This window comes from Limosilactobacillus mucosae DSM 13345, assembly GCF_001436025.1.
Classification (GTDB): domain Bacteria; phylum Bacillota; class Bacilli; order Lactobacillales; family Lactobacillaceae; genus Limosilactobacillus; species Limosilactobacillus mucosae.
Window position 1 is genome coordinate 15,720 of sequence record NZ_AZEQ01000022.1, and the last position, 20,068, is coordinate 35,787.

The 20,068-nt window shown below is 42.0% G+C and carries 18 protein-coding genes and 1 tRNA gene; 17 read left to right on the forward strand and 2 right to left on the reverse strand.

Going from position 1 to position 20,068, the window contains the following annotated elements:
* Window positions 1-20: 20 nt before the first annotated feature.
* Window positions 21-1,346, forward strand: coding sequence for a DEAD/DEAH box helicase (locus tag FC47_RS08850; RefSeq protein WP_056968658.1), 1,326 nt, complete (start codon window positions 21-23; stop codon window positions 1,344-1,346).
* A gap of 176 nt (window positions 1,347-1,522) precedes the next feature.
* Window positions 1,523-1,595, forward strand: a tRNA-Arg gene (locus tag FC47_RS08855).
* Window positions 1,596-1,984: 389 nt separating this feature from the next.
* On the opposite strand, the gene FC47_RS08860 is transcribed toward FC47_RS08855, so the two are convergent.
* Window positions 1,985-2,419, reverse strand: coding sequence for a GtrA family protein (locus FC47_RS08860; RefSeq protein ID WP_056968659.1), 435 nt, complete (start codon window positions 2,417-2,419; stop codon window positions 1,985-1,987).
* Window positions 2,419-2,871, reverse strand: a complete 453-nt coding sequence (locus FC47_RS08865) for a flavodoxin (RefSeq protein ID WP_048345237.1) — start codon at window positions 2,869-2,871, stop codon at window positions 2,419-2,421. The genes FC47_RS08860 and FC47_RS08865 overlap by 1 nt, the downstream gene beginning before the upstream one ends.
* 130 nt (window positions 2,872-3,001) lie before the next feature.
* Here FC47_RS08865 and map point away from each other — a divergent pair, with 130 nt between their 5' ends.
* From map to FC47_RS08940, 15 genes are all read left to right on the forward strand, one after another.
* Window positions 3,002-3,859 carry a type I methionyl aminopeptidase gene (gene map / locus FC47_RS08870; RefSeq protein WP_006499904.1) on the forward strand — a complete coding sequence of 286 codons (858 nt, stop codon included), beginning with the start codon at window positions 3,002-3,004 and terminating at the stop codon, window positions 3,857-3,859.
* A gap of 88 nt (window positions 3,860-3,947) precedes the next feature.
* On the forward strand, window positions 3,948-6,917 hold the full coding sequence (locus FC47_RS08875) for an LTA synthase family protein (RefSeq protein WP_235804014.1): 2,970 nt from the start codon (window positions 3,948-3,950) through the stop codon (window positions 6,915-6,917).
* Window positions 6,918-7,075: 158 nt separating this feature from the next.
* Window positions 7,076-7,996: a YihY/virulence factor BrkB family protein gene (locus FC47_RS08880; protein ID WP_056968661.1), complete on the forward strand. Its 921-nt coding sequence runs from the start codon at window positions 7,076-7,078 to the stop codon at window positions 7,994-7,996.
* Window positions 7,997-8,080: 84 nt separating this feature from the next.
* Window positions 8,081-8,881 (forward strand): recombination regulator RecX, encoded by an 801-nt coding sequence (gene recX, locus FC47_RS08885; protein WP_056968662.1) that lies wholly within the window; start codon window positions 8,081-8,083, stop codon window positions 8,879-8,881.
* A 154-nt stretch (window positions 8,882-9,035) separates the two neighbouring features.
* Window positions 9,036-9,683, forward strand: a complete 648-nt coding sequence (locus FC47_RS08890) for a sugar transferase (RefSeq protein ID WP_202812960.1) — start codon at window positions 9,036-9,038, stop codon at window positions 9,681-9,683.
* 17 nt (window positions 9,684-9,700) lie between these two features.
* Entirely contained in the window at window positions 9,701-10,471 is a 771-nt protein-coding gene (locus FC47_RS08895; RefSeq protein ID WP_048345241.1) for a DUF4422 domain-containing protein, read from the forward strand.
* Window positions 10,472-10,491: 20 nt separating this feature from the next.
* Window positions 10,492-11,706: a hypothetical protein gene (locus FC47_RS08900; protein WP_056968664.1), complete on the forward strand. Its 1,215-nt coding sequence runs from the start codon at window positions 10,492-10,494 to the stop codon at window positions 11,704-11,706.
* Entirely contained in the window at window positions 11,687-12,310 is a 624-nt protein-coding gene (locus FC47_RS08905) for a YveK family protein (protein ID WP_056968665.1), read from the forward strand. The genes FC47_RS08900 and FC47_RS08905 overlap by 20 nt, the downstream gene beginning before the upstream one ends.
* A 15-nt stretch (window positions 12,311-12,325) precedes the next feature.
* On the forward strand, window positions 12,326-13,135 hold the full coding sequence (locus FC47_RS08910) for a DUF4422 domain-containing protein (RefSeq protein ID WP_056968666.1): 810 nt from the start codon (window positions 12,326-12,328) through the stop codon (window positions 13,133-13,135).
* A 19-nt stretch (window positions 13,136-13,154) separates the two neighbouring features.
* Window positions 13,155-14,024, forward strand: coding sequence for a beta-1,6-N-acetylglucosaminyltransferase (locus FC47_RS08915; RefSeq protein WP_056968667.1), 870 nt, complete (start codon window positions 13,155-13,157; stop codon window positions 14,022-14,024).
* A 122-nt stretch (window positions 14,025-14,146) separates the two neighbouring features.
* Entirely contained in the window at window positions 14,147-15,268 is a 1,122-nt protein-coding gene (gene glf / locus FC47_RS08920; protein ID WP_056968668.1) for a UDP-galactopyranose mutase, read from the forward strand.
* Between the two features lie 3 nt (window positions 15,269-15,271).
* Window positions 15,272-16,693 (forward strand): oligosaccharide flippase family protein, encoded by a 1,422-nt coding sequence (locus FC47_RS08925; RefSeq protein ID WP_056968669.1) that lies wholly within the window; start codon window positions 15,272-15,274, stop codon window positions 16,691-16,693.
* 6 nt (window positions 16,694-16,699) lie between these two features.
* Entirely contained in the window at window positions 16,700-17,752 is a 1,053-nt protein-coding gene (locus FC47_RS08930; protein WP_056968670.1) for a glycosyltransferase, read from the forward strand.
* 370 nt (window positions 17,753-18,122) lie between these two features.
* Window positions 18,123-18,992 carry a hypothetical protein gene (locus FC47_RS08935; protein ID WP_056968671.1) on the forward strand — a complete coding sequence of 290 codons (870 nt, stop codon included), beginning with the start codon at window positions 18,123-18,125 and terminating at the stop codon, window positions 18,990-18,992.
* A gap of 237 nt (window positions 18,993-19,229) precedes the next feature.
* Window positions 19,230-20,068, forward strand: an 839-nt coding sequence (locus FC47_RS08940) for a KxYKxGKxW signal peptide domain-containing protein (protein ID WP_056968672.1), incomplete at its 3' end; no start/stop codon positions are given.

Genomic DNA, 20,068 nt, shown 5'->3' on the forward strand with positions numbered 1-20,068 from the left:
AATTAAAGGATGGATATCTGTTGATCGAACAATTTCAACAACTTTTTGATGAAAAAGGTTTCCAGCAGCCAACGCAGATTCAGACCGCGGTTACTGAAACCCTAGCTTCTGGAAAATCAGTCTTAGGCATCGCGCCAACTGGTTCTGGTAAGACGCTGGCCTTTGCCTGGCCGCTTTTGCCTAAAGTTGAGCCTGGTGCCGGCGTTCAGATTCTGATTTTGGAACCATCACAGGAACTGGCAATTCAAACGACGGCAGTTTTACGCGAATGGGCCAATCTGATCGGGGTCAAGGTGCGCTCGCTGACTGGTGGTGCCAATCTGCGGCGGCAAGTGGCAATGCTTAAAAAACAGCACCCAGATGTCGTTGTCGGGACGCCGGGACGCGTGCTGCATATGCTGGACAATCGCGATTTGAAGCTTGACCGGCTGAAGACGCTGGTGATTGATGAAGCCGATGATCTGTTGCGCGATGATACGCAGGCGGTGGTCGAAGATATTGAACGCGCCACACCACTCAACGCGCAATTGGCCTTTTTCTCGGCAACAAGTTCGGCAGCCTTTGATCAGCTCAGCGTCATGTTTGGCCGCGACATCATCACTTATGACGTTCGTGAAACGGATCAAAGCCGTGGACCGGTTCGGCATGGCTTGGTCTATGCACGAACGATGAGTCAAAAAACGGCAATGCTTAATCGGTTAAGTCACACCAAGGATTTTCGGGCGTTGGTCTTCTTTGACAGTATCAAGACGCTGCACTACGCGGCCAGTCGCTTGAAGCATGAGCACGTCGCTTCGGCAACTCTGGGCGGCAAGCAGCGGCAAACAGAACGTGAAACGGCACTGCGTCAATTTCGCAAGCGTCAGTTAAAGCTGCTTTTGACCACTGATGTCGCCGCGCGGGGGTTGGATATTCCCAAACTGCCAGCCGTGATCAATTTCGAACTGCCTACCACTGTCGATCAGTACGTGCATCGAACTGGCCGAACGGGACGGCAAGGTGAGCCCGGCTTGGTAATCAACCTGGGCAGTGATCATGATTTTCGTGATCTGAAAAAGCTACTGGCCGATACCGACTATCAGTTTACGGAATTGACGGTTGGTGAAAAAGCCGTCACCGATGAAAAACCGGCCGATGGAGCAGCTAAAATGCCAGTACGTAAGGAAGCCAGCCGTGCGATTCAAAAGGAACAGCGTGAAAGCAAGCGTGAGGTTAAAAAGAGCATTCACAATACGCTGGATGGCTTTTCGATGCCGGCTAAGCGCAAAAACCGCAAGAAGAATCGCAAAAACAAGGGAATTCGTCTCAAGCACCGTCGCATGACGGAAAAACAATCTGATCAATAGTCTTGGCGCTGATGGATATTGATTAAGTAAGTGAAATCTCGGTTCCGCCTGGCTATCTCTGTCTGATAGGGGTGGCATCGTTTCAAATACAAGGCATGCTTGATACAGATTCAACATTAAAGAGATATTGTTGACTTTACGATTGAACATAAATGTGCGACAATATTTCTTGTTGCGGTCCCATAGCATAATTGGATAGTGCATCCGCCTCCTAAGCGGTCGATTCCGGTTCGAATCCGGATGGGATCATTTAATTTAACTTAATGCAGTTCTTCAGCAAGTCGCCATCCTTAATTGGGTAGCGGCTTGTTTTACGTTGACGACTTAAATTTTTCGCCAAAAGTTAGGGAAACGATATCGGTAATTTTTGAAGCCTTATCTATATTTCCATTAAATGTGTAATGGATAAGAAATTACGTTGCACATTGTAAATAAAAAAGCGTGATAGCAGATCTGGTAAAATCTGGGATCACGCGATACTGTTTGGTTTAGGAGCCGAATCTTCTCTTTGGAATTCGGAATCCCGGCTTCAAAGTCAGTAAATTTAAGTTTTAGAGCTTATCTTTCGAGTCAGCGCTCTGACAATCGGGCTCAGCTTGCGGTTGCCAGTCAGATTAATCTCGTAAGTCTGGCAATACCTAGCGATTGGCGATTTTGTCGTTGGACTTAAAGATCAGCCACTTGGAAAAGATATAGTTGGCAATCACGACGACGACATTGTCCAAAATCTTAACGACCAACTGTTGGATGGCGGAGTCAAAGCCTAAAAGCGTCACCCCGACGTACATGAAGACGATATCGATCAAAAGCGTTAAGGCACGATAGAAGTAGAACTTGATAAACTCTACGATAAAAGCGCGGACCGTGGTATAGTGCGAGCCAAAGACCCAGACCTTGTTTGTCAGGTAGGCGACCAAAACGGACACGAACCAGGCAATAACAGTAGCAACTTCATAATTCCAATGGATGCCAGAGCTTAGCCATTGAAACACGCCAATGTTAACGATGGTGGTAACCACGCCCCAAAACAGGTAGGCAATGACGCTTTTATATTTATTCCATAATTCAGTCATTAGTCTTGAGCTGCCTTTTCTACCAGCTGCTTGGCAAATGCGTCCAGCTTGGTGATATCGTCTTGATCTGGTTCCAGGTTGATGTGAACGTTGTCAGCCCCCTTAACGGCACCAGTTTGTTCAAAGGCCTCGCCAAACTTGTCAACAGCCAGGCAGAAGAAGTCTTCATAAAAAGTATCGCCTGAGCCGGCCACGCCATAAACCTTGCCGCTCAGATTCTCTTCTTTCAAGTCATCGAAAAAGTCCAGGCCTTCATCGGGCAGGGCACCTTCGTCATAAGTGTATGGGCAGACGACGCAGATGTCGACGTCTTCAAAATCAGCCGCGTCGGCCATCGTCATTTCGGTTTCTTCAACTTCAACGCCTTGGTTTTCCAAAGCTTCGGTAATAATATCGGCAACGTCTTCATTGTTGCCAGTAATCGTGGCATATACGACCAATGCTTTTGCCATTGTTTTTCCCTCCACGTAAATAGATTCGTAAATAAATTCGCAACGGATAGTATAACACAGAATTATTTTGCGGCCTTGAGTGATATACTAAATAAGATATTAAAATTTATAAACTAAGGAGACTTTCTGGATGATTAGTTTAAAGTCACCACGCGAAATTGAAGCGATGGAAAAGTCCGGTGCCGTTTTAGCCGGGATGCACATTGGGGTGCGCGAAATCATTCGGCCTGGCATTTCCAGCTGGGTAATTGAAGAATTTGCCCGTGAATACTTCAAAAAGGCGCATGCAATTGCCGCTCAGATTGGTTTTGAAGGCTACCAGTACGCAACCTGCATCAGCGTTAACGATGAGATCTGCCACGGTTTCCCCCGCAAGAAGCTGATTTTTAAGGACAATGATCTGGTCAAGGTTGATACGGTCGTGAACCTGGATGGCGCCTACAGTGATTCCTGCTGGTCATACGTAGTCGGCAAGGCCAGTGACGAGGTCAAGCGCTTGATGGACGTTACCTACAAGTCATTATATCTGGGGATTGATCAATGTAAGGTCGGCAACCGGATTGGGGACATTGGCGCGGCCATTCAGCACTACACGGAAGATGAGAACGGCTATGGCGATGTGCGCGAATTTGTCGGCCACGGTATTGGACCAACGATGCACGAAGATCCAATGGTGCCTCACTATGGCAAGGCGGGACAGGGAACGCGGCTGCGCAATGGAATGACCATTACCGTAGAGCCCATGATCAACACCGGTACCTGGGAAGCTGATACCAGTGATCCAAGTGGCTGGCTGGCTAAAACGGCAGATGGTGGCCTGAGCTGTCAATACGAACACTCGCTGGTAGTTACCGACAAAGGCCCTAAGATCTTGACCTCCCAAGATCCAGAAGCCGATGCCGCCTACCTGTACGATGACAACTACGCTGAATACTTGGCGCACTATGCTAAGCTGGCTAAAGAAGTTGCCAAAAAGTACATGAAATAGTCCATAAGATAATTACGCGTTACTAAAGACGTGATGCCTTGGTTTGCTGCCAAGATCCACCACGTCTTTTATTTATGATGGGTGCAAGATGAGTAGAACGTTACGAAGAACTTTAATTGGCTTAGCCAGTATTTTATTAGTGATGAATCTGTGGATGTGGGATGGTCGGCTGCCATTTGTCGGCTATCAGGAAAATAATGCCCACATGATGATTCTGCAGCTGATTCACGTTGTTTTGATCGTTAGTGAACTTTTGATTTTGATGCTGCTGGGCAGGATGATGACGCGGCTGCGATTGGCTAAAGTCCGCATCGTCAGCAGCTGGCTGTTGATGGTGACCATTGGAGTCTTGGCAGTTTTGCTGGATTTGTTTTGGAAGAAAAGCTTTCAGTTCAGCAGTCTTTTAGATGCCGTAATGCCGATTACGCGCAACGCCATGCCGCTGGCAACCGCTTTGATCCTAGGAGGGGTAAGCAGTCGCTGGCTGGTTGACCTTAAGTTAAATCAACGAATAGGTCTGATTTTGGCGATTCTGCTGATGTTTTTGACGACGACGGTTTATAATCGCGACCTCTGGGGATTGGGCAGCGGCAATACGATTTTAAGCACGCTGCTGATTTTATCATTGGGTGCGCTGACTGCCGAGTGGCGACCGCAGTCAAAGCGGAGACTGCTCTTGGCGGCTGGTGGTCTGTTGGCGGCAACCGGTGTGATGGCAATGATCATGCCTAAGATCTCAATCATGCTGCATAATGACATGTCAACGGCCAGCCGGATTGCCAGTTTAAACAATTTCTGCCTGATCATCGTGGCGCTGCTGCTGAGTCTGGCTTTGATCATGCCTGGCCGTTTGGCTGCTGAGGTTGAGTCAGTAGTCAGCGATCGGCATAACGAGGCCTATTGGATTACGCTGGGAACGGTAGCGATTGCTCAACAACCGCTGCTTGAACAGCATTTTATCGGTTTGGCAGCTGGACATTTTGAAAATCTGATTGTCAAAATGGGGCTCTTATTGGCAAGTGCGGTCATCGTTATTATCGCGGGCGGGCTGCTGCGCTGGGTTGGCAAATGGCTGCTGGAACGAACCGGCTTGATGCGACGCTTGAACAACTGGGTCGCGGCGCTGCCAACCAGTCTTGGTCAATGCTGGCCATGGCTTAAGCAGTGGTGGCAGCGAAATTGGAGCACGGTCTTGTTATGGGGCAGCTGTTATGTGCTGGCCGTTGCCTCGTTTTTATTGATGAACAGCAGCTGGCGGCTTGAGCCTAACGCTGATGCATCTTATAATCTGTTGATCTATACCGTTTTTGCCTGCCAAAACATGCTGCTTTTGACAACGATTCTGTACGGCTTGATCGCCAAGATGCTGCAGGCATTGTTCAATCGCTACTGGGCAGCTTTGGGAACGACTACGGCTTTGGTGATGCTGATGATCGTTGCCAACCGAATTAAGATTGCCGCACGTAATGAGCCGATTCTGCCATCTGAGGTCAGAATGTATCAGGCATATGGCAGTCTGTTTAAGATGGTCAAGGGCTGGATCTGGGTCGTGGCTGCGATTGTGGTGCTGCTTTTGGTCATGATCGTCGTTCGCCTGGAAAAACGTTATCCCGTTGCTAAAATCAAGCTGCCGGCAAAAATCGTCTGGCTGGTCGTGACCGTGATGGCATTTGGCAGCAGTCTGTTTTGGAACAATCAAGGATCAGCAGTTAATGCCTTTATGACCGGGATGGGCGATCAGGCAATGTTTTACAATCAATTGACCGGTGCCCGCATTAATGGTCCGCTGATTCAGTTTATGAATAATCTTGACGTTAAGGTGATGAATCAGCCCAACGGATATTCAAAGGCTAAGATGGCTGCAATTGCCAAGCGCTATCAAAAAGAGGCGCGGCGGATCAATCAAACCCGGCAAAACGATCTGTCTAAACAAAACATTATCTTTAATCTAAGTGAGAGTTTTTCTGATCCGCGTCGCGTGCCCGGCATCAAGCTGGCATATGATCCAATGCCTAACATTGAGCGATTGAAGAAAAACAACACCAGCGGCTTGATGATCAGTTCGGGCTATGGTGGCGGGACGGCCAATATGGAATACATGACCTTGACTGGCCTGGCGCTCTGCAATTTTTCGCCAACCCTGCCAACGCCTTATACCCAGTTGGTACCGTTTCAGAATCAGGCCTGGTCGATCAACCAGCTGTTTAAAACGTCGATGGCCATTCATCCATACGTCGGCGTCTTTTACAGTCGGATCGCGGTCTATCAGAAGTTCGGTTTTGATCGCTTTATGTACCTGGGCAGCAAGTATTCGATTAAGTATCAGTCTAAAATTGGCCGCAGTCAGTATCTTTCGGACGCGACCTCATATGCCAATACGCTGGATCAGCTAAAGCGCGGCGGCAATGGCTTGTTTGTCAATCTTGTAACGATGCAGAATCATTTCCCTTATGATCAGCATTATTACGATGGCGCTGACTATTATCATGCCAGTGCCAAAAACGGGACATCGACCGACCAAGTAGAGCAGTTTGCAATGGGCGTTCACTATACCGATCAAGCAGTCGCCAAGTTCATTAAGCAGATTGATCGGTTGAATAAGCCCGTCACGGTAGTCTTTTATGGCGATCATCTGCCTGGCATCTACCAAAACGACATGGCTAAGGATGGATTAAAGATGCATGAGACCGACTACTTTATCTACTCCAACCGCGCCGCTAGAAAACAGGGCGCCAAGAATCTGACCAAGAGTACCGGCTATGTCGTGCCAAACGACTTTATTGCCATGGCCGCGGCCCAGACCAACTCAAAGGTGACGCCTTATCTGGCATTATTGACGGATGTCTGGCAAAAATTGCCGGCTGCCGCGATGAATACCAGTCAAAGTACTACCAATACTTATAATTCCACCGCGCAGTTTATCAACCAGCAAGGAAAAGTCGTTGCCAAAGCCAAGCTGACTAAAAAACAACGGCAGCTCTGGCACGACTATCAGTTGGTTCAGTATGATTTGACGACTGGTCATCAGTACCTGTTGAAAAATGGCATGATGAAATAGTTAGACAATACCCGCGCAAACCGGGTGAACGCACGCTCCTCAAGATAAGAGGGGCGTTTTTATTTCGTGATATAATGTTTTTTGATATTGCATTGTCGCTCCGTGCTGATAATCTGATAAAATTAAAAACATTATTTCTGAGATAAGGCAGGTTAACCATGGACAAAAAGCCGAATAAAATAAAAAATTTCGTGCTGCTTTTTATTAAGCATTTCACCATGGCACAGGTTTCAGCGTCAGCGGCGGTCTTGGCCTACTACTCGCTGCTGTCGGTTTTTCCGGCGATCATCGTGGTCGGTAACCTGCTGCCAATGTTGGGGCTGAATGCCAAAACCGTCTTGGACTATCTGCAGACGGCGATTCCAGAATCAGTGTATGACTTTTTAAGACCGATCATCTATGACTTCCTGCAGCATGGAAACGGCGGTACGTTGACTTTGGGTGCGATCGTGGCATTATGGTCTACCAGCCTGGGAATCGCGGCTTTTCAGCGCAGCGTCAATCATGCCTATGGGGTCGCGGAAAACCAAAATCCGATCATCAACCGCGCCGTGTCGTTTCTTTGGATGTTGGTCATCTTACTTATCGTGACGACGCTGGTGATTTTGTACGGACTTGGTGAACAGACCTTGAGCAGCCTGCAGCCGATCTTGGGTTTTAGTACCAAATACGTCACGTTCTTTAGGTCGATCAAGTGGCCGGTTACTTTCTGGGCGCTGTTTGTGTTCTTAACGCTGCTGTATTATTTTGTTCCCAACGCTTTGGTCAAGCTGCGCTACGTGATTCCGGGCGCCTTGATTGCGGATCTTTTATGGATGGGACTTTCCCGTGTCTTTTCCTATTACACGATGATTTTTGCCCATAACATTACGTCTTATAAAACGATTGGGGCGTTTATCGTGCTGATGATCTGGCTGGATCTGTCTGGGATGGTGATCATGATCGGGGCCACCATCAATGCCACGCTGCAGGATGCCCATGACGGCGAGATCAAGGAAAAGAAGCATCTTTGGCAGTACGTGCGCAAGATGCGGCATCGCGAGTTTAACGACCGCTACCATTATGATGAGCATAAATAAAAGTAAAAACGCCGGCAGGAAGGACCTGCTGGCGCTTTGAACAGTTGGACTTATATTTGGTTAAAGTGAGGAAGTTTTTAAGAAATGGCGAAAATTTCAAAAATTGAAGCACAAAAACGTCCTGGCCGCTATAATATCTATCTTGATGGCAAGTATGCGTTTGCCGTAGCCGAAAGCGTCTTGATCAAGTACCGGCTCATGAAGGGGATGGAACTCGATCAAGCACAGCTGGCCCAGATCTCTAATGATGATGAGATTGCCAGGACCTATAATAAAATGCTGGACTATCTGGCTCACCAGCTGCGAACGGAACATGACGTCTATGAGAAGATGCGCCAGCTCAAGACCCCGGCTGAAGATATTGAACCGGTGATGCAAAAGCTGCGCGGGCTCCATCTTTTAGATGATCACGAGTACGCGGCCAGCTACGTACGCACGGTGATGAATACGGAACTGAAAGGGCCCCAGGTGATTCGGCAGAAACTGCGGCAAAAGCAGATCGGCGAGTTGGATATCGACAGTGCCCTGGTGCAGTTTACACCGGAGCGGCAGCTGGAGAACGCGACCAAGCTGGCCAAAAAGCTGTTTAAACGCTATAACAAGCTGCCGGCGCGTCGCCAGGCCGAAAAGGTGCGGCAGGGATTGGCGACGAATGGCTATGCGGCTGATTTGTTCAATGAGATCAAGGACACTGTGACGCCACAGCCTGATCTTGAGCAGGAAGACGAACTATTGGCCAAAGAAGCGGCAAAGGCTTGGCGGCGCTATGAGAAACGCGCGCAGACGGATTATGAAAGACGGCTTAAGGTTAAGCAGGCTCTGTATCGAAAAGGCTTTGACTTAGATGAGGTTGAGCATTGGCTGAATGAGCATGAGAACGCTTGAAAATGGCAGTGGTTTTAAAATGTCTTTTTAAATTTATGATTTACTGGTATTATGTAGAAAGTATTGTTTTGATAAGGAATTGCTTTCAAAAATCTTAACTAGAGTTTTAAGTGATATTATGCAAAATCAAATTGAAGAAACAGAGTCAACGGAAATCATGGAAAAAAGTCAAATAAAAAAACAATCACTGACCTATCTTTTCTTTAAGCGATTGACCGACATCGTTTTGTCGCTGCTCGCTTTGATTGGATTTAGTCCAGTGTTTTTAGGCGTTTGGATTGCCAACCGCTTTGGCGACAATAAGGGACCGCTATTTTTTAAGCAGACCCGAATCGGCAAAAACGGCAAGCCTTTTAAAATGTACAAGTTTCGCTCAATGATCGTTAATGCTGACGAGATCCTGCATTCCAACATCGAGCTTTATGAAAAATACGTTGAAAACAACTATAAGCTCGAGCCAGATGAGGACCCACGCATTACCAAGCTGGGACGCTGGCTAAGAAGAACCTCAATTGACGAGATTCCACAATTCATCAATATTTTAAAAGGCGACATGAGCATCGTGGGACCACGGCCAGTCGTTAAAGAAGAACTCAAGGAATATGGCGATCGCGTCGATAAGTTCCTGTCGGTCAAGCCGGGTGCCATGGGACTTTGGCAGGCTAGCGGCCGCAGCAATATCGGCTATCCCGAGCGCTGTGATCTGGAATTAAGCTATGTTGATCATGCGTCATATTGGTATGATGTAAAGATTATGTTTAAGAATATTATCAGCATCTTTAAAAATACTGGTGCTTACTGAGTCGGAGGGAAAGATTAGTGAACATTAAAGTCTTAGTAGCGGTGCACAAAAACTACGCAATGCCTAGTGATCCAATGTATCTGCCGGTATTTGTCGGCAAGGATCTGCATCCAGACGTTAACGATACTTTCCAAGGCGACAATACTGGTGACAATATCTCTAAGAAGAACGCGCACTATAACGAACTGACCGCGCTTTACTGGGGCTGGAAAAACCTGCCAGATGTTGATGCACTGGGCCTGGTTCACTATCGTCGCTACTTCTCTTTGCATCATGACAAGGATTTAAGCAAGGTCTTGAGTACGGCTGAAGCGGAGAATCTGTTAAAGGATTATGACGTTGTTTTGCCAAAGCAGCGCAACTACTTTATTGAGACCAACGAATCGCACTACCTGCACGTTCATGAACATGAGCCGTTGGAAGTTACGCGCGAGGTTATCAACAAAAAGTATCCTGCCTATGCCAAATCATTTGAAACCGTAATGAAGCGGACCAAGGCACACTATTTCAACATGATGATTATGAAAAAACAGCCGCTCGATGAGTACTGCACTTGGCTGTTTGATATCTTAGGCGAAGTAGAAAAGCGTATCGACTATTCCAACTACACGCCATATGAGCAGCGGGTCTTTGGCTTTTTGAGTGAATTGCTGTTGGACACCTGGCTGGGATGCCATCCAGAGTATCGGACGGTTGACGTTAACTATGTCTTTATGGAAAAGCAGAACTGGCTGCTAAAAGGCGGTAAGTTCTTAAAACGTAAAATCATGGGACACGGTGAACACTAATACTTTTAAGGAGAGAATAGATGTCTGATCTGTCGTTAAGAATGAAACAGGCTTGGCAAACACGATTAGATGGAGAAATACTTTACTTTTTTGCGTTTGTATTGTATTTTTTCTTCTCTTTTATTCGTAATACAACTTTTAATCCATATATTGGGGCCCGTCCATTTAATTTAGTTTCATATATGGTAGTTGGATTGCTAGTCATAAAAATATATATTTTTGATAGGCAACAATTAAAATCAGTATTTCTAACGACAATTGGATTGGTAATAGCAGTAGTGTCTTGGCGTATGTCAGGATCAAATTTAATTATTGTTATGATGGCTTTTATTTTGGGAGCTCGTAACATATCTTTTAAAAAAATTATCAAGTGGTATTTTTGGTTAGGCACTGTAATGCTATTCATGGTCATGTTCTTTTCACTGACCGGTGTAATTCAAAATATGGTTTTTGTTGCTAAAGGGCGAGTACCACGTTATGCCTTAGGAATAATCTATCCTACTGATTTTGCAGCACATGTTTTGTATTTAGTTCTTGCGCATTCATATTTGAATTATAAATCGCTTAATGTTAGGTACTATATTACCTATTTTATTGTTGCATCGATAACTATGCTAGTTACTAATGCCCGTTTGAGTTTTATTTGCTTGCTCTTGACTATACCAGTTTTGTGGATTGCTAAGCATGCTGAGTTGGAGCATCGTCCAGTAGCAAAATTAGTTGCTTCATTGTATTGGACCAGCACGCCTTTATTAGCAGTTATAACCTTTTTTGCTACTTACCTTTTTGATAATACTAATCATATATTTTACATGATAGACCACCTATTGTCTGGAAGACTCTCATATGGAAATATGTCTTTATGGAGATATCCGATAACATTTTGGGGACAAAAGGTTATTGAGCATGGTCATGGTGGAAGTGCTGGAATGAAGGTTTTTAATCAACATGATGCAGGATATTTTTATATTGATTCCTCATATATGCGTTTGATTATGATTTACGGACTAGTTGTCGCAGTTATAATGGTGGGAATATTTATGGCCATATCTATTCGTGAAACGTCAGCTAAAAGGTATGTAATTCCAGCTATTTTATTTATTGTGTCCATTAGCTGTATGGTTGAACAGCATCTATTAGAATTAACATATAATCCATTTTTATTAGCGCTTTTTGCTGAGGTGGGAACTAACAAGGCATTGGAGGAAAAAACTATTGAAAAGCAAAAATTATAGCATGCAGGATTTGTCAAAAATCATTGTCAAAAATTTATTGGTAATTATTATTTTTACAATCTTAGGTGGTGGGACCTTTGGCTTATTAGCCAAACATAAGCGTTCAACAACTTATACTGCTGAAAGAAGCATTGTTATTAGTCACAATTTCAGTAATTCTAATAAAAAAAATGATGTAGTTAATGCTGACTTATCCATGACTTCTACATATTCTGATATGATAAGTGGACGTGAGATTACTAATAAAGCTTATGAATTGCTACCTAAAAAGATGCACAAGAAATATACTGAAAATCAGGTGGCGGCAGCAGTAAGTGCAGATACACATCCAGAATCGTTAGTAATCAGCATAAAGGCTCATGGAGACTCTGCAAAAGATGCCGTGGCTATTGTTAATGCAACAGCTTCTGCAACCAAAGTAGAAATTCCTAAAATGCAACCAGGTGCTGGTAACGTTCATATTTATCCTAAAGCTACTGAAAATAGCGTTGTATCTAAGACAACTCCTTCTACAAAAAAATACGTAGTTATAGGGAGTGCTTTGGGACTACTTTTTGGAATGATTGTGGCTTTTGCTGTTGACACTTGGAAGAAATTGATTTAGTTTTGGAGAATTATAATGACTGTCTATGTAATAACGCATAAGCCATTTAGATATGCTGATAAGCTTCCTAGTGGCTATCTTCCAATGATGGTTGGTGCTAACTCTAATGCCAATCCTGATAATTATCTGGCCGATAATACTCTTGAAAACATCTCAGATAAAAATCCATACTACTGTGAGTTAACGGGGTTATATTGGATTTGGAAAAATTCAGCTTCTGAGAATGTAGGACTTGCACATTATCGACGTTATTTTTACGAGCATAGTATTGGCGGTCGTAATGCTATGTATCTTTATTTACTTTTAATGGGGAATAAAGTTAAACCTATCAGTACTGATAAATTAGATGATTTGCTGACTGAATATGACTGGATCGTAGCACATCCTGAAAACGAAGGTGGTGGCGATTTATGGAATCAGTTTGCAAAGGATAATAATATTTTAGATATGCAACATACTCGAGATGTTATCTCAGAAAAATATCCGGATTATGTTGCAGCTTTTGATGAAGTAATGCATTCCTCATCTTGGATGTCTCCATACAATATGTTTTATGCAAGCAAGAATAAAATGGATGAGTACTGTAAGTGGTTGTTCGATATATTGTTTGAGGTTGAAAAGAGAACTGATATGTCAGGATATACTGATTATCAAAAGCGACTTTATGGATTTCTAAGTGAACGTCTGTTGAATGTTTGGCTGAAAAAACATTCTGAATATAAAGTAAAGTATCTTACCGTTTTTAAATCAGATGATTTAGATAGAAAAGCATTGGTTCGTCGGATTACTAATCATTTTGGAATTACCAAGGGAGTCAATAATTAACTCGAAAGTGGTGTAATAGATGCAAGCTGTATTAATTTTGGCACATAAGAATATTGACCAGGTTATCGAGCTTTCACAACGATTGAGCTCTTGCTTCAATGTATATATCCATTTTGATAAAAAGGTTAGTCTTAGTGAAAAACAAGAACTTAGTTTGAAAAAACTAAATGTTAACTTTTTTTCGAAATATGATGTCAAATGGGGAAGCTATAGTATAGTACGGGCTACTATTGATTTAATGAAATTGGCTCTAGAGAATCCAAAAAATAAATACTTTCATCTAATATCTGGTCAGGATTGGCCAATGAAAGCACCTCAAAAGATTTATGATTTTTTTGAAGATACTAATAAGATCTATATGAATTACTGGCGAGCGCTTGATATGAAAAAAACAGGTGAGCCTGAAATTTGGTGGGTTAAATATTATTTTAATTATGATCAAATTAATCGAAGAACTACCTTTGGTAAAATATATCATCGATTTTTATTACTTATTCAAACAATTGGGCGTGTTAACAAGCTTAAAAAGTATGGTGTAAATGAAAAAGATATTTATGCCGGACAAGAGTGGGTTGACGTCCCACGAGATGCCCTTGAATATGCGATTAAATATTATGAAATTCATCCTGAATTAGAAAAAATCTTTTCGACTAGTTTCTGCTCTGATGAAATATGGCTTCAAAGTATTTTATGCAATTCCCAATATAAAGATAGAATTGATAGAGATATTCATCATTATATTGAAATGACAGAAAAACATGGCAGTCGACCAGCTATCCTAGATGAAGATGACTATGATAAAATTAATAAGGGAAATTATTGGTGGGGCAGAAAAATCGAACGTCCAGTTTCTAATAAACTAATCAACTTATTAGACCAACAAAAATAAATTTAACTAAAGCTAAAGGTTTTCTTAAACACGGAAGACCTTTTTTAATATGATAGTTTCTGTTAAAATTGGCTATTGATTACTTTTGCTACAAAATTAAACTCTGAGAAAAGAGGATAAAAATGAATAACTATGATTATTTAGTAGTAGGTGCCGGCTTATTTGGAGCCACTTTTGCCTACGAAGCAGCTAAGCGTGGCAAGCGCGTTAAGGTAATTGAAAAGCGCAGCCATATTGCTGGCAACATCTACACTAAGAAAGTTGATGGCATCCAGGTACATGAATATGGTGCTCATATTTTCCATACTTCGGATAAGGCAATCTGGGAATACGTTAATCAGTTTGCGGAATTCAACCGCTACACAAATTCTCCAGTGGCCAACTACAAAGGGGAAATGTATAACCTGCCATTCAACATGAACACCTTTAATAAGATGTGGGGCGTTCGAACGCCTAAAGAAGCAATGGCTAAGATCAATGAGCAGCGAGCTGAAATGGATGGCAAAGAGCCTCAGAACCTAGAAGAACAGGCTATTTCTCTAATCGGTCGCGATATCTATGAAAAGCTGATCAAGGGCTATACCGAAAAGCAGTGGGGTCAAAAGGCAACTGAGCTGCCGGCCTTTATCATTCGGCGTCTGCCAGTTCGATTGACTTACGACAACAACTACTTCAATGATCTGTACCAAGGCATTCCGATGGGCGGCTACACACAGATTGTTGAAAAGATGCTGGCCAGCGATTTGATCGATGTTGAACTGGGGGTTGACTTCTTTGACCAACAAGATGAATATCTGGCAAACTTCCCTAAGATCGTCTTTACTGGGATGATCGATCAATTCTTCAACTATGAATTGGGTGAGTTGGAATACCGCAGCTTACACTTTGAGACTGAAGAGCTTAATGAAGACAACTATCAAGGCAACGCCGTGGTTAATTATACCGATGCCGAAACTCCGTACACGCGGATTATTGAGCACAAGCACTTTGAATTCGGCAAGGGCGATGAAGGCAAGACTATCATTACGCGTGAATATCCAGCTGACTGGAAACGAGGCGATGAACCATACTATCCAGTTAACAATCAGCGTAATAATGCTCTTTACCAACAATACACGGAATTGGCCGGACAAAAGGCGCCAAACGTTATTTTTGGTGGTCGTCTGGGTCAGTACAAGTACTACAACATGGATCAAGTAATCAAGGCGGCCTTAACGACCGTGGCTGAGGAGTTTGACAAGTAGATCATGAAGGTTATCAAAAACTATCTGTATAATGCGGGCTACCAAATTCTGTTAATGTTAGCTCCTTTAATCACAACCCCCTATGTATCGCGGGTCTTAGGAGCGCATGGCAGCGGTATCAATTCATACACGAATAGTTGGGTAACCTTTTTTTATTTAATTGGTCAATTAGGGATTACTTTATATGGTAATCGAGAGGTTGCTTACCACCGTGATGATAAACATGAACGTTCCAGAATCTTTTGGGGCATTGAGTTCATGCAATTGATTACATCAACTATGGCATTCTTTGCCTTTTTGTTGGCTATCTTCTTGTTTAGTACGACATTCCGAAAATACTTCTTGCTACAATCATTATGGATTGTAGCAACAGGATTAGATGTCTCATGGTATTTCATGGGAATGGAAGATTTTAAAAAGACGGTTACACGGAATACCATCGTAAAATTGATATCAATTGGTTTGATTTTTGCCTTAGTCAAAGAACCAGGGGATCTTTGGAAATATATCCTATTATTAGGAATTGCTCAAGTTGGTGGTAATTTAACTTTATGGCCATATTTAAAAGGCAGTATTGAATGGGTAGCAATAAAAGAATGGCATCCTTTTCAACATTTGTACCCATCATTGTTATTATTCATCCCAACTATTACGACTCAAGTGTATGTTGTCGTAAATCGTTTGATGTTGGGGCATATGTCATCGCAAGAAGCGTTAGGCCAATTTGACTATGGTGATAAAATCGTTAAATTAGTTCTGTCTGTAGTAACGGCAACAGGGACAGTTATGCTACCCCATGTGGCTAATAAATTTGCGAATGGTGACATTAAAGCAGTTCGCAAGAGTCTCTATAATTCATTCGATTTCGTTACTGCATTGTCAGTACCAATGATGTTTGGTTTGATGGCAATTTCAGCTAAATTTGCTCCTTGGTTTCTAGGAGGGGAGTACGTTCAGACTGGACGTTTGATTTTTCTCGAATCGCCAATTATCTTATTTATTGCTTGGAGTAATGTTACTGGAACGCAATATCTAATGCCTGTTAATCGTGTTAATGAATATACATTTTCCGTAACGGTTGGTGCAGTAGTAAATATTATCGCCAATTTATTTTTGATTCAGGTGTGGGGAGCAGAAGGTGCCGCTGTCGCTACAGTTATTTCGGAGCTTGCTGTAACTCTTGTTCAATTATATTGTGTACGTACAACTATACGACGTCGGCAACTTTTTGCCTCACTCTGGCGTTATTTTATTAGTGGGGTACTAATGTATTTTGTTGTTTATCGTTTAAATCAAATTATGCAAATGACAATCATAAATCTTATAATTCAAGTAGCTTTGGGAGCCATAATTTATGTTACTTGTTTATTCGTATTGCATGCGCCGGTAATTGAGCAAGCAAAGGCTATGCTTAATAGGAGATAATTTATTATGAAGTTAAATTTTGTTTGCCCAGAGCTATCTGGAAATGGTGGGACCGAGACTGTTTTAGTTACGGTATTAAATCATCTATCAAAGTACCATCAAGTTAAATTATATTTAACCAGTATTCCAGAAAACCGTGTATGGTTAAATAAAATGGATTCTAAGATTGTCATTAAAGAAGTTAATCGTAATACTAAATTTGACAAATTATTATTTCTTTTGCAGACTCTTTCATCCATTAAGAACAATGAATGTATTGTGATTCTTGGTGCAACAATTATTAAATTAGCATCTCTTGTTAGAAAACTTTTTTTTAAAAAATGGACAATCATCTCTTGGATACATTATTCTTTGATTAATCAAGATATGTTTGACCCACAGAATATAAAATTAGCAGATGAACATTGGGCAATTAGTACACCTATCAAGCACCAACTTATGGATTTGGGAATACCTGAAAATAAGATTCGTTTACTTTTAAATCCTGTAAGTAAATATGATGGTCCACTTAATAGTCCTGAATATACTTCAACGCTTAAACTTGTTTACGTTGGGAAAGTTATGTTATATGGTCAAAAAAATTTAATTGAGTTATTTAATGGAATAAGAGAGTATCCTGAAAAGATTCACGTTGATTTATTTGGTGCTGATACTAGTGATGGAGAAGTTTCTGATTATTTGACGAAATTAAAAATTACTGAAAAGTGTATGCTTCATGGTTGGAATAAAAATCCTTGGGAAAAGATAATAAATGAAGTCCATCCTAATGCTTTAGTGCTGACTTCAAAATATGAGGGACTGCCTATGGTAATGATTGAGGCAATGGAGCGAGGTATACCATGTCTAGTTGCTGACTTTAGTGGATATGAAGATGTCTTGATTAATGGAATAAATGGTCTTACTTATAAGAGTGGAGATATCTCTGATTTTATAGACAAAATGATGTTGCTGAGAGAAAAACACTTTTCCCCAGAGTTAGTAAATAAAAGTACTAAGAAATTCGAAGATTCGGAGTATTTCAAACGCTTGGATAGAGCAGTAAATATGATTGGTAAATAATGTCAAAGAAGAGAAAATCCATAATTCGAGTATATCCAAATATTCGTTAGATTTTTTTCTCTTGTACTTGAAGTACTGAGTAGATTTTTATAGATGGATAATAAAGAGGCTTTTGTTTTTACAGCAAAAGCCTCTTTATTTGTAACAATCGTAATATAGATTTTGATGGTTAGGATTAAACGCTTACAATACTTTGCTAGTGGACTTATTAAATATTTTGTTTTGCAAAAAGGTTACGAAAAAATAAAGAGTATGCTATAATAATGTTACAAGGATGTTACATAAATGATATTTAAGTAACAAACCTAATTTAGTTAATAAGCAAAAAACTTCAAGGCATAATTCAAAAGAGAGTAAGGGGGATAAGCTTATGAAGAAGAACATGAACATCTTGCTTAGCAGCTTGGTAATTGCAGGTCTGTTGGCTGGTTGTGGGGCCAAGACAACGACCACGTCTACTAAGAGCAACGCTGACAGCACACGGACTGAACAAAGTACTTCTCATAAGCACAAGACCTCTGCAAAAGCAGCTGCTAGTGAAAAGAAGACTACTGATCAAAAGAATGAATCACAAAACGCTGCTAGTCAAACTGCCGCAAATGAAACTTTAACTGCAGCTTCAAGCAGTGCTGCATCGGCTGGCCAAGCTTCAAGCTCCACTAATACATTAAAAGTCGGCAGTGCAATGGTTACCTTGCCTGAAACGCAATCATCAAAGACAGCTACAAATTCTCAAGCAGTAGCACCAACCACTGAAACTACCCAAACAGCCCAAGCTTCTGGTACTGCTGCAACTACGCAGCAACCAGCAATTGCTCAAAATAATGAGACACAAGCTGCTCAGCTGAATGAAGATCAGATGACTGATCAGCAAAAGGCTGGTTTGCTGGCATGGTACACGAGCCACTACGTAACTAACGAAGCAGCTCCTCAAGCAAATCGTCCACTGGTTGTAACTGCAATGAACGAAAGTTCTGTTTTGGCACCTCTGCCAAATGGTACCAACAACACTTACTACCAAATCTACGGCGCAAAGCCTGACGAAAGTGAATGGGTAAACTACTACGCTCAAGGCAAAGATGTAGACGGCTCACCAATTGCTGACACGGTTTACATTTACAATAACCAACAGTGGAACCCTTACCAGGTTTCCGACATGGTTAACACAGCTAACCAAAACAATGGTACTGACTATGTAAATCAAGTTGCCAACAACGTTCAAATGTACGACGAACGTTAACATATAGTTGTAATATTAAAAAAATTATCAAAAACGCTAATCTTACCTCAGTATTTGGTGATTAGCGTTTTTTTGTATTATCAAAATGTAACCAATATATGACATTTATGTATCATATTTTCAATCACGTTGATTGAAAAGGATAGCAATGATAAACTTTTAAATAGTTTTAAGAATCAAGAAATTAACTAAGAAATAAAATTTAAAAACCGAGTAATTAGTAGCGAGGAGAAAATGATGGCGAAACCTAGTCCTGAAGTTAAGACACGCTTTAAAATGTATAAAAAAGGCAAGCTGTGGTTGGTTGCAGCAGCTGCAACTGCTGGTTTGATGGCTGGCGGTAATGTTGCTCAAGCTGACAACAGTACAGCAACTAGCAATAGTGATCAAGCAGTTGTTGCTAATACCAATACTGGTACAAGCAACGATAATAATAGTGGTGATGACGGTACGGTTGCTTTGACCACTACGACTGCAGTATCCAATGATTCACAAGTTGCTACTGCATCTGAGGATGCTGTTTCTACTACTGCTAATGAATCAACTTCAGCTGCGAATACGACTCAGAAGGCAACGTCATCAACTGATCAAGCAATTGATTCTGCTAGTCAAGCTTCAACTGAAGCTTCGAAGGCTGCTGAAACTGTTGAACAGAGTACTGCATCGGCAACTCAAGACAACCAGAGTAATACTAAGTCTGAAACTAGTTCTAATGTAGAAGCTGACACGGTTTCAATGACAACCGCAGCAGCATCCGCCTCCACTACGGACCAGTCGTCAACTTCTGCCACTAAGACCACTGAAGTTTACTCAAACGGTCACTGGTACTTAAAAGACCAAAATGGTAAGAACTTAACGGGTTGGCAAAAGCTTAGTGATAATCGTACTGTTTACTATAATGCAACTGGTGAGATGCTTTATGGTGAACAAAATATCAGTAGTAAATGGTACTTCTTTAGTACTACTGATGGTAATGTTGCTAAGGGTTGGTATAAGTTACCTGATGGACGTACCGTTTACTATGATGTTGATAATGATGGTAATGGTCAAGGTATGTTGCATGGACTTCAAGTCAT

What these genes read in the sequence shown, in the direction of transcription:
- FC47_RS08875 (WP_235804014.1), top strand. Translation starts at nt 3,948, where the DNA reads ATGAGTAGAACGTTACGAAGAACTTTAATTGGCTTAGCCAGTATTTTA.
- map (WP_006499904.1), top strand. Translation starts at nt 3,002, where the DNA reads ATGATTAGTTTAAAGTCACCACGCGAAATTGAAGCGATGGAAAAGTCC.
- FC47_RS08910 (WP_056968666.1), top strand. Translation starts at nt 12,326, where the DNA reads ATGACTGTCTATGTAATAACGCATAAGCCATTTAGATATGCTGATAAG.
- FC47_RS08865 (WP_048345237.1), bottom strand. Translation starts at nt 2,871, where the DNA reads ATGGCAAAAGCATTGGTCGTATATGCCACGATTACTGGCAACAATGAA.
- recX (WP_056968662.1), top strand. Translation starts at nt 8,081, where the DNA reads ATGGCGAAAATTTCAAAAATTGAAGCACAAAAACGTCCTGGCCGCTAT.
- FC47_RS08900 (WP_056968664.1), top strand. Translation starts at nt 10,492, where the DNA reads ATGTCTGATCTGTCGTTAAGAATGAAACAGGCTTGGCAAACACGATTA.
- FC47_RS08915 (WP_056968667.1), top strand. Translation starts at nt 13,155, where the DNA reads ATGCAAGCTGTATTAATTTTGGCACATAAGAATATTGACCAGGTTATC.
- FC47_RS08930 (WP_056968670.1), top strand. Translation starts at nt 16,700, where the DNA reads ATGAAGTTAAATTTTGTTTGCCCAGAGCTATCTGGAAATGGTGGGACC.
- glf (WP_056968668.1), top strand. Translation starts at nt 14,147, where the DNA reads ATGAATAACTATGATTATTTAGTAGTAGGTGCCGGCTTATTTGGAGCC.
- FC47_RS08860 (WP_056968659.1), bottom strand. Translation starts at nt 2,419, where the DNA reads ATGACTGAATTATGGAATAAATATAAAAGCGTCATTGCCTACCTGTTT.
- FC47_RS08935 (WP_056968671.1), top strand. Translation starts at nt 18,123, where the DNA reads ATGAAGAAGAACATGAACATCTTGCTTAGCAGCTTGGTAATTGCAGGT.
- FC47_RS08880 (WP_056968661.1), top strand. Translation starts at nt 7,076, where the DNA reads ATGGACAAAAAGCCGAATAAAATAAAAAATTTCGTGCTGCTTTTTATT.
- FC47_RS08925 (WP_056968669.1), top strand. Translation starts at nt 15,272, where the DNA reads ATGAAGGTTATCAAAAACTATCTGTATAATGCGGGCTACCAAATTCTG.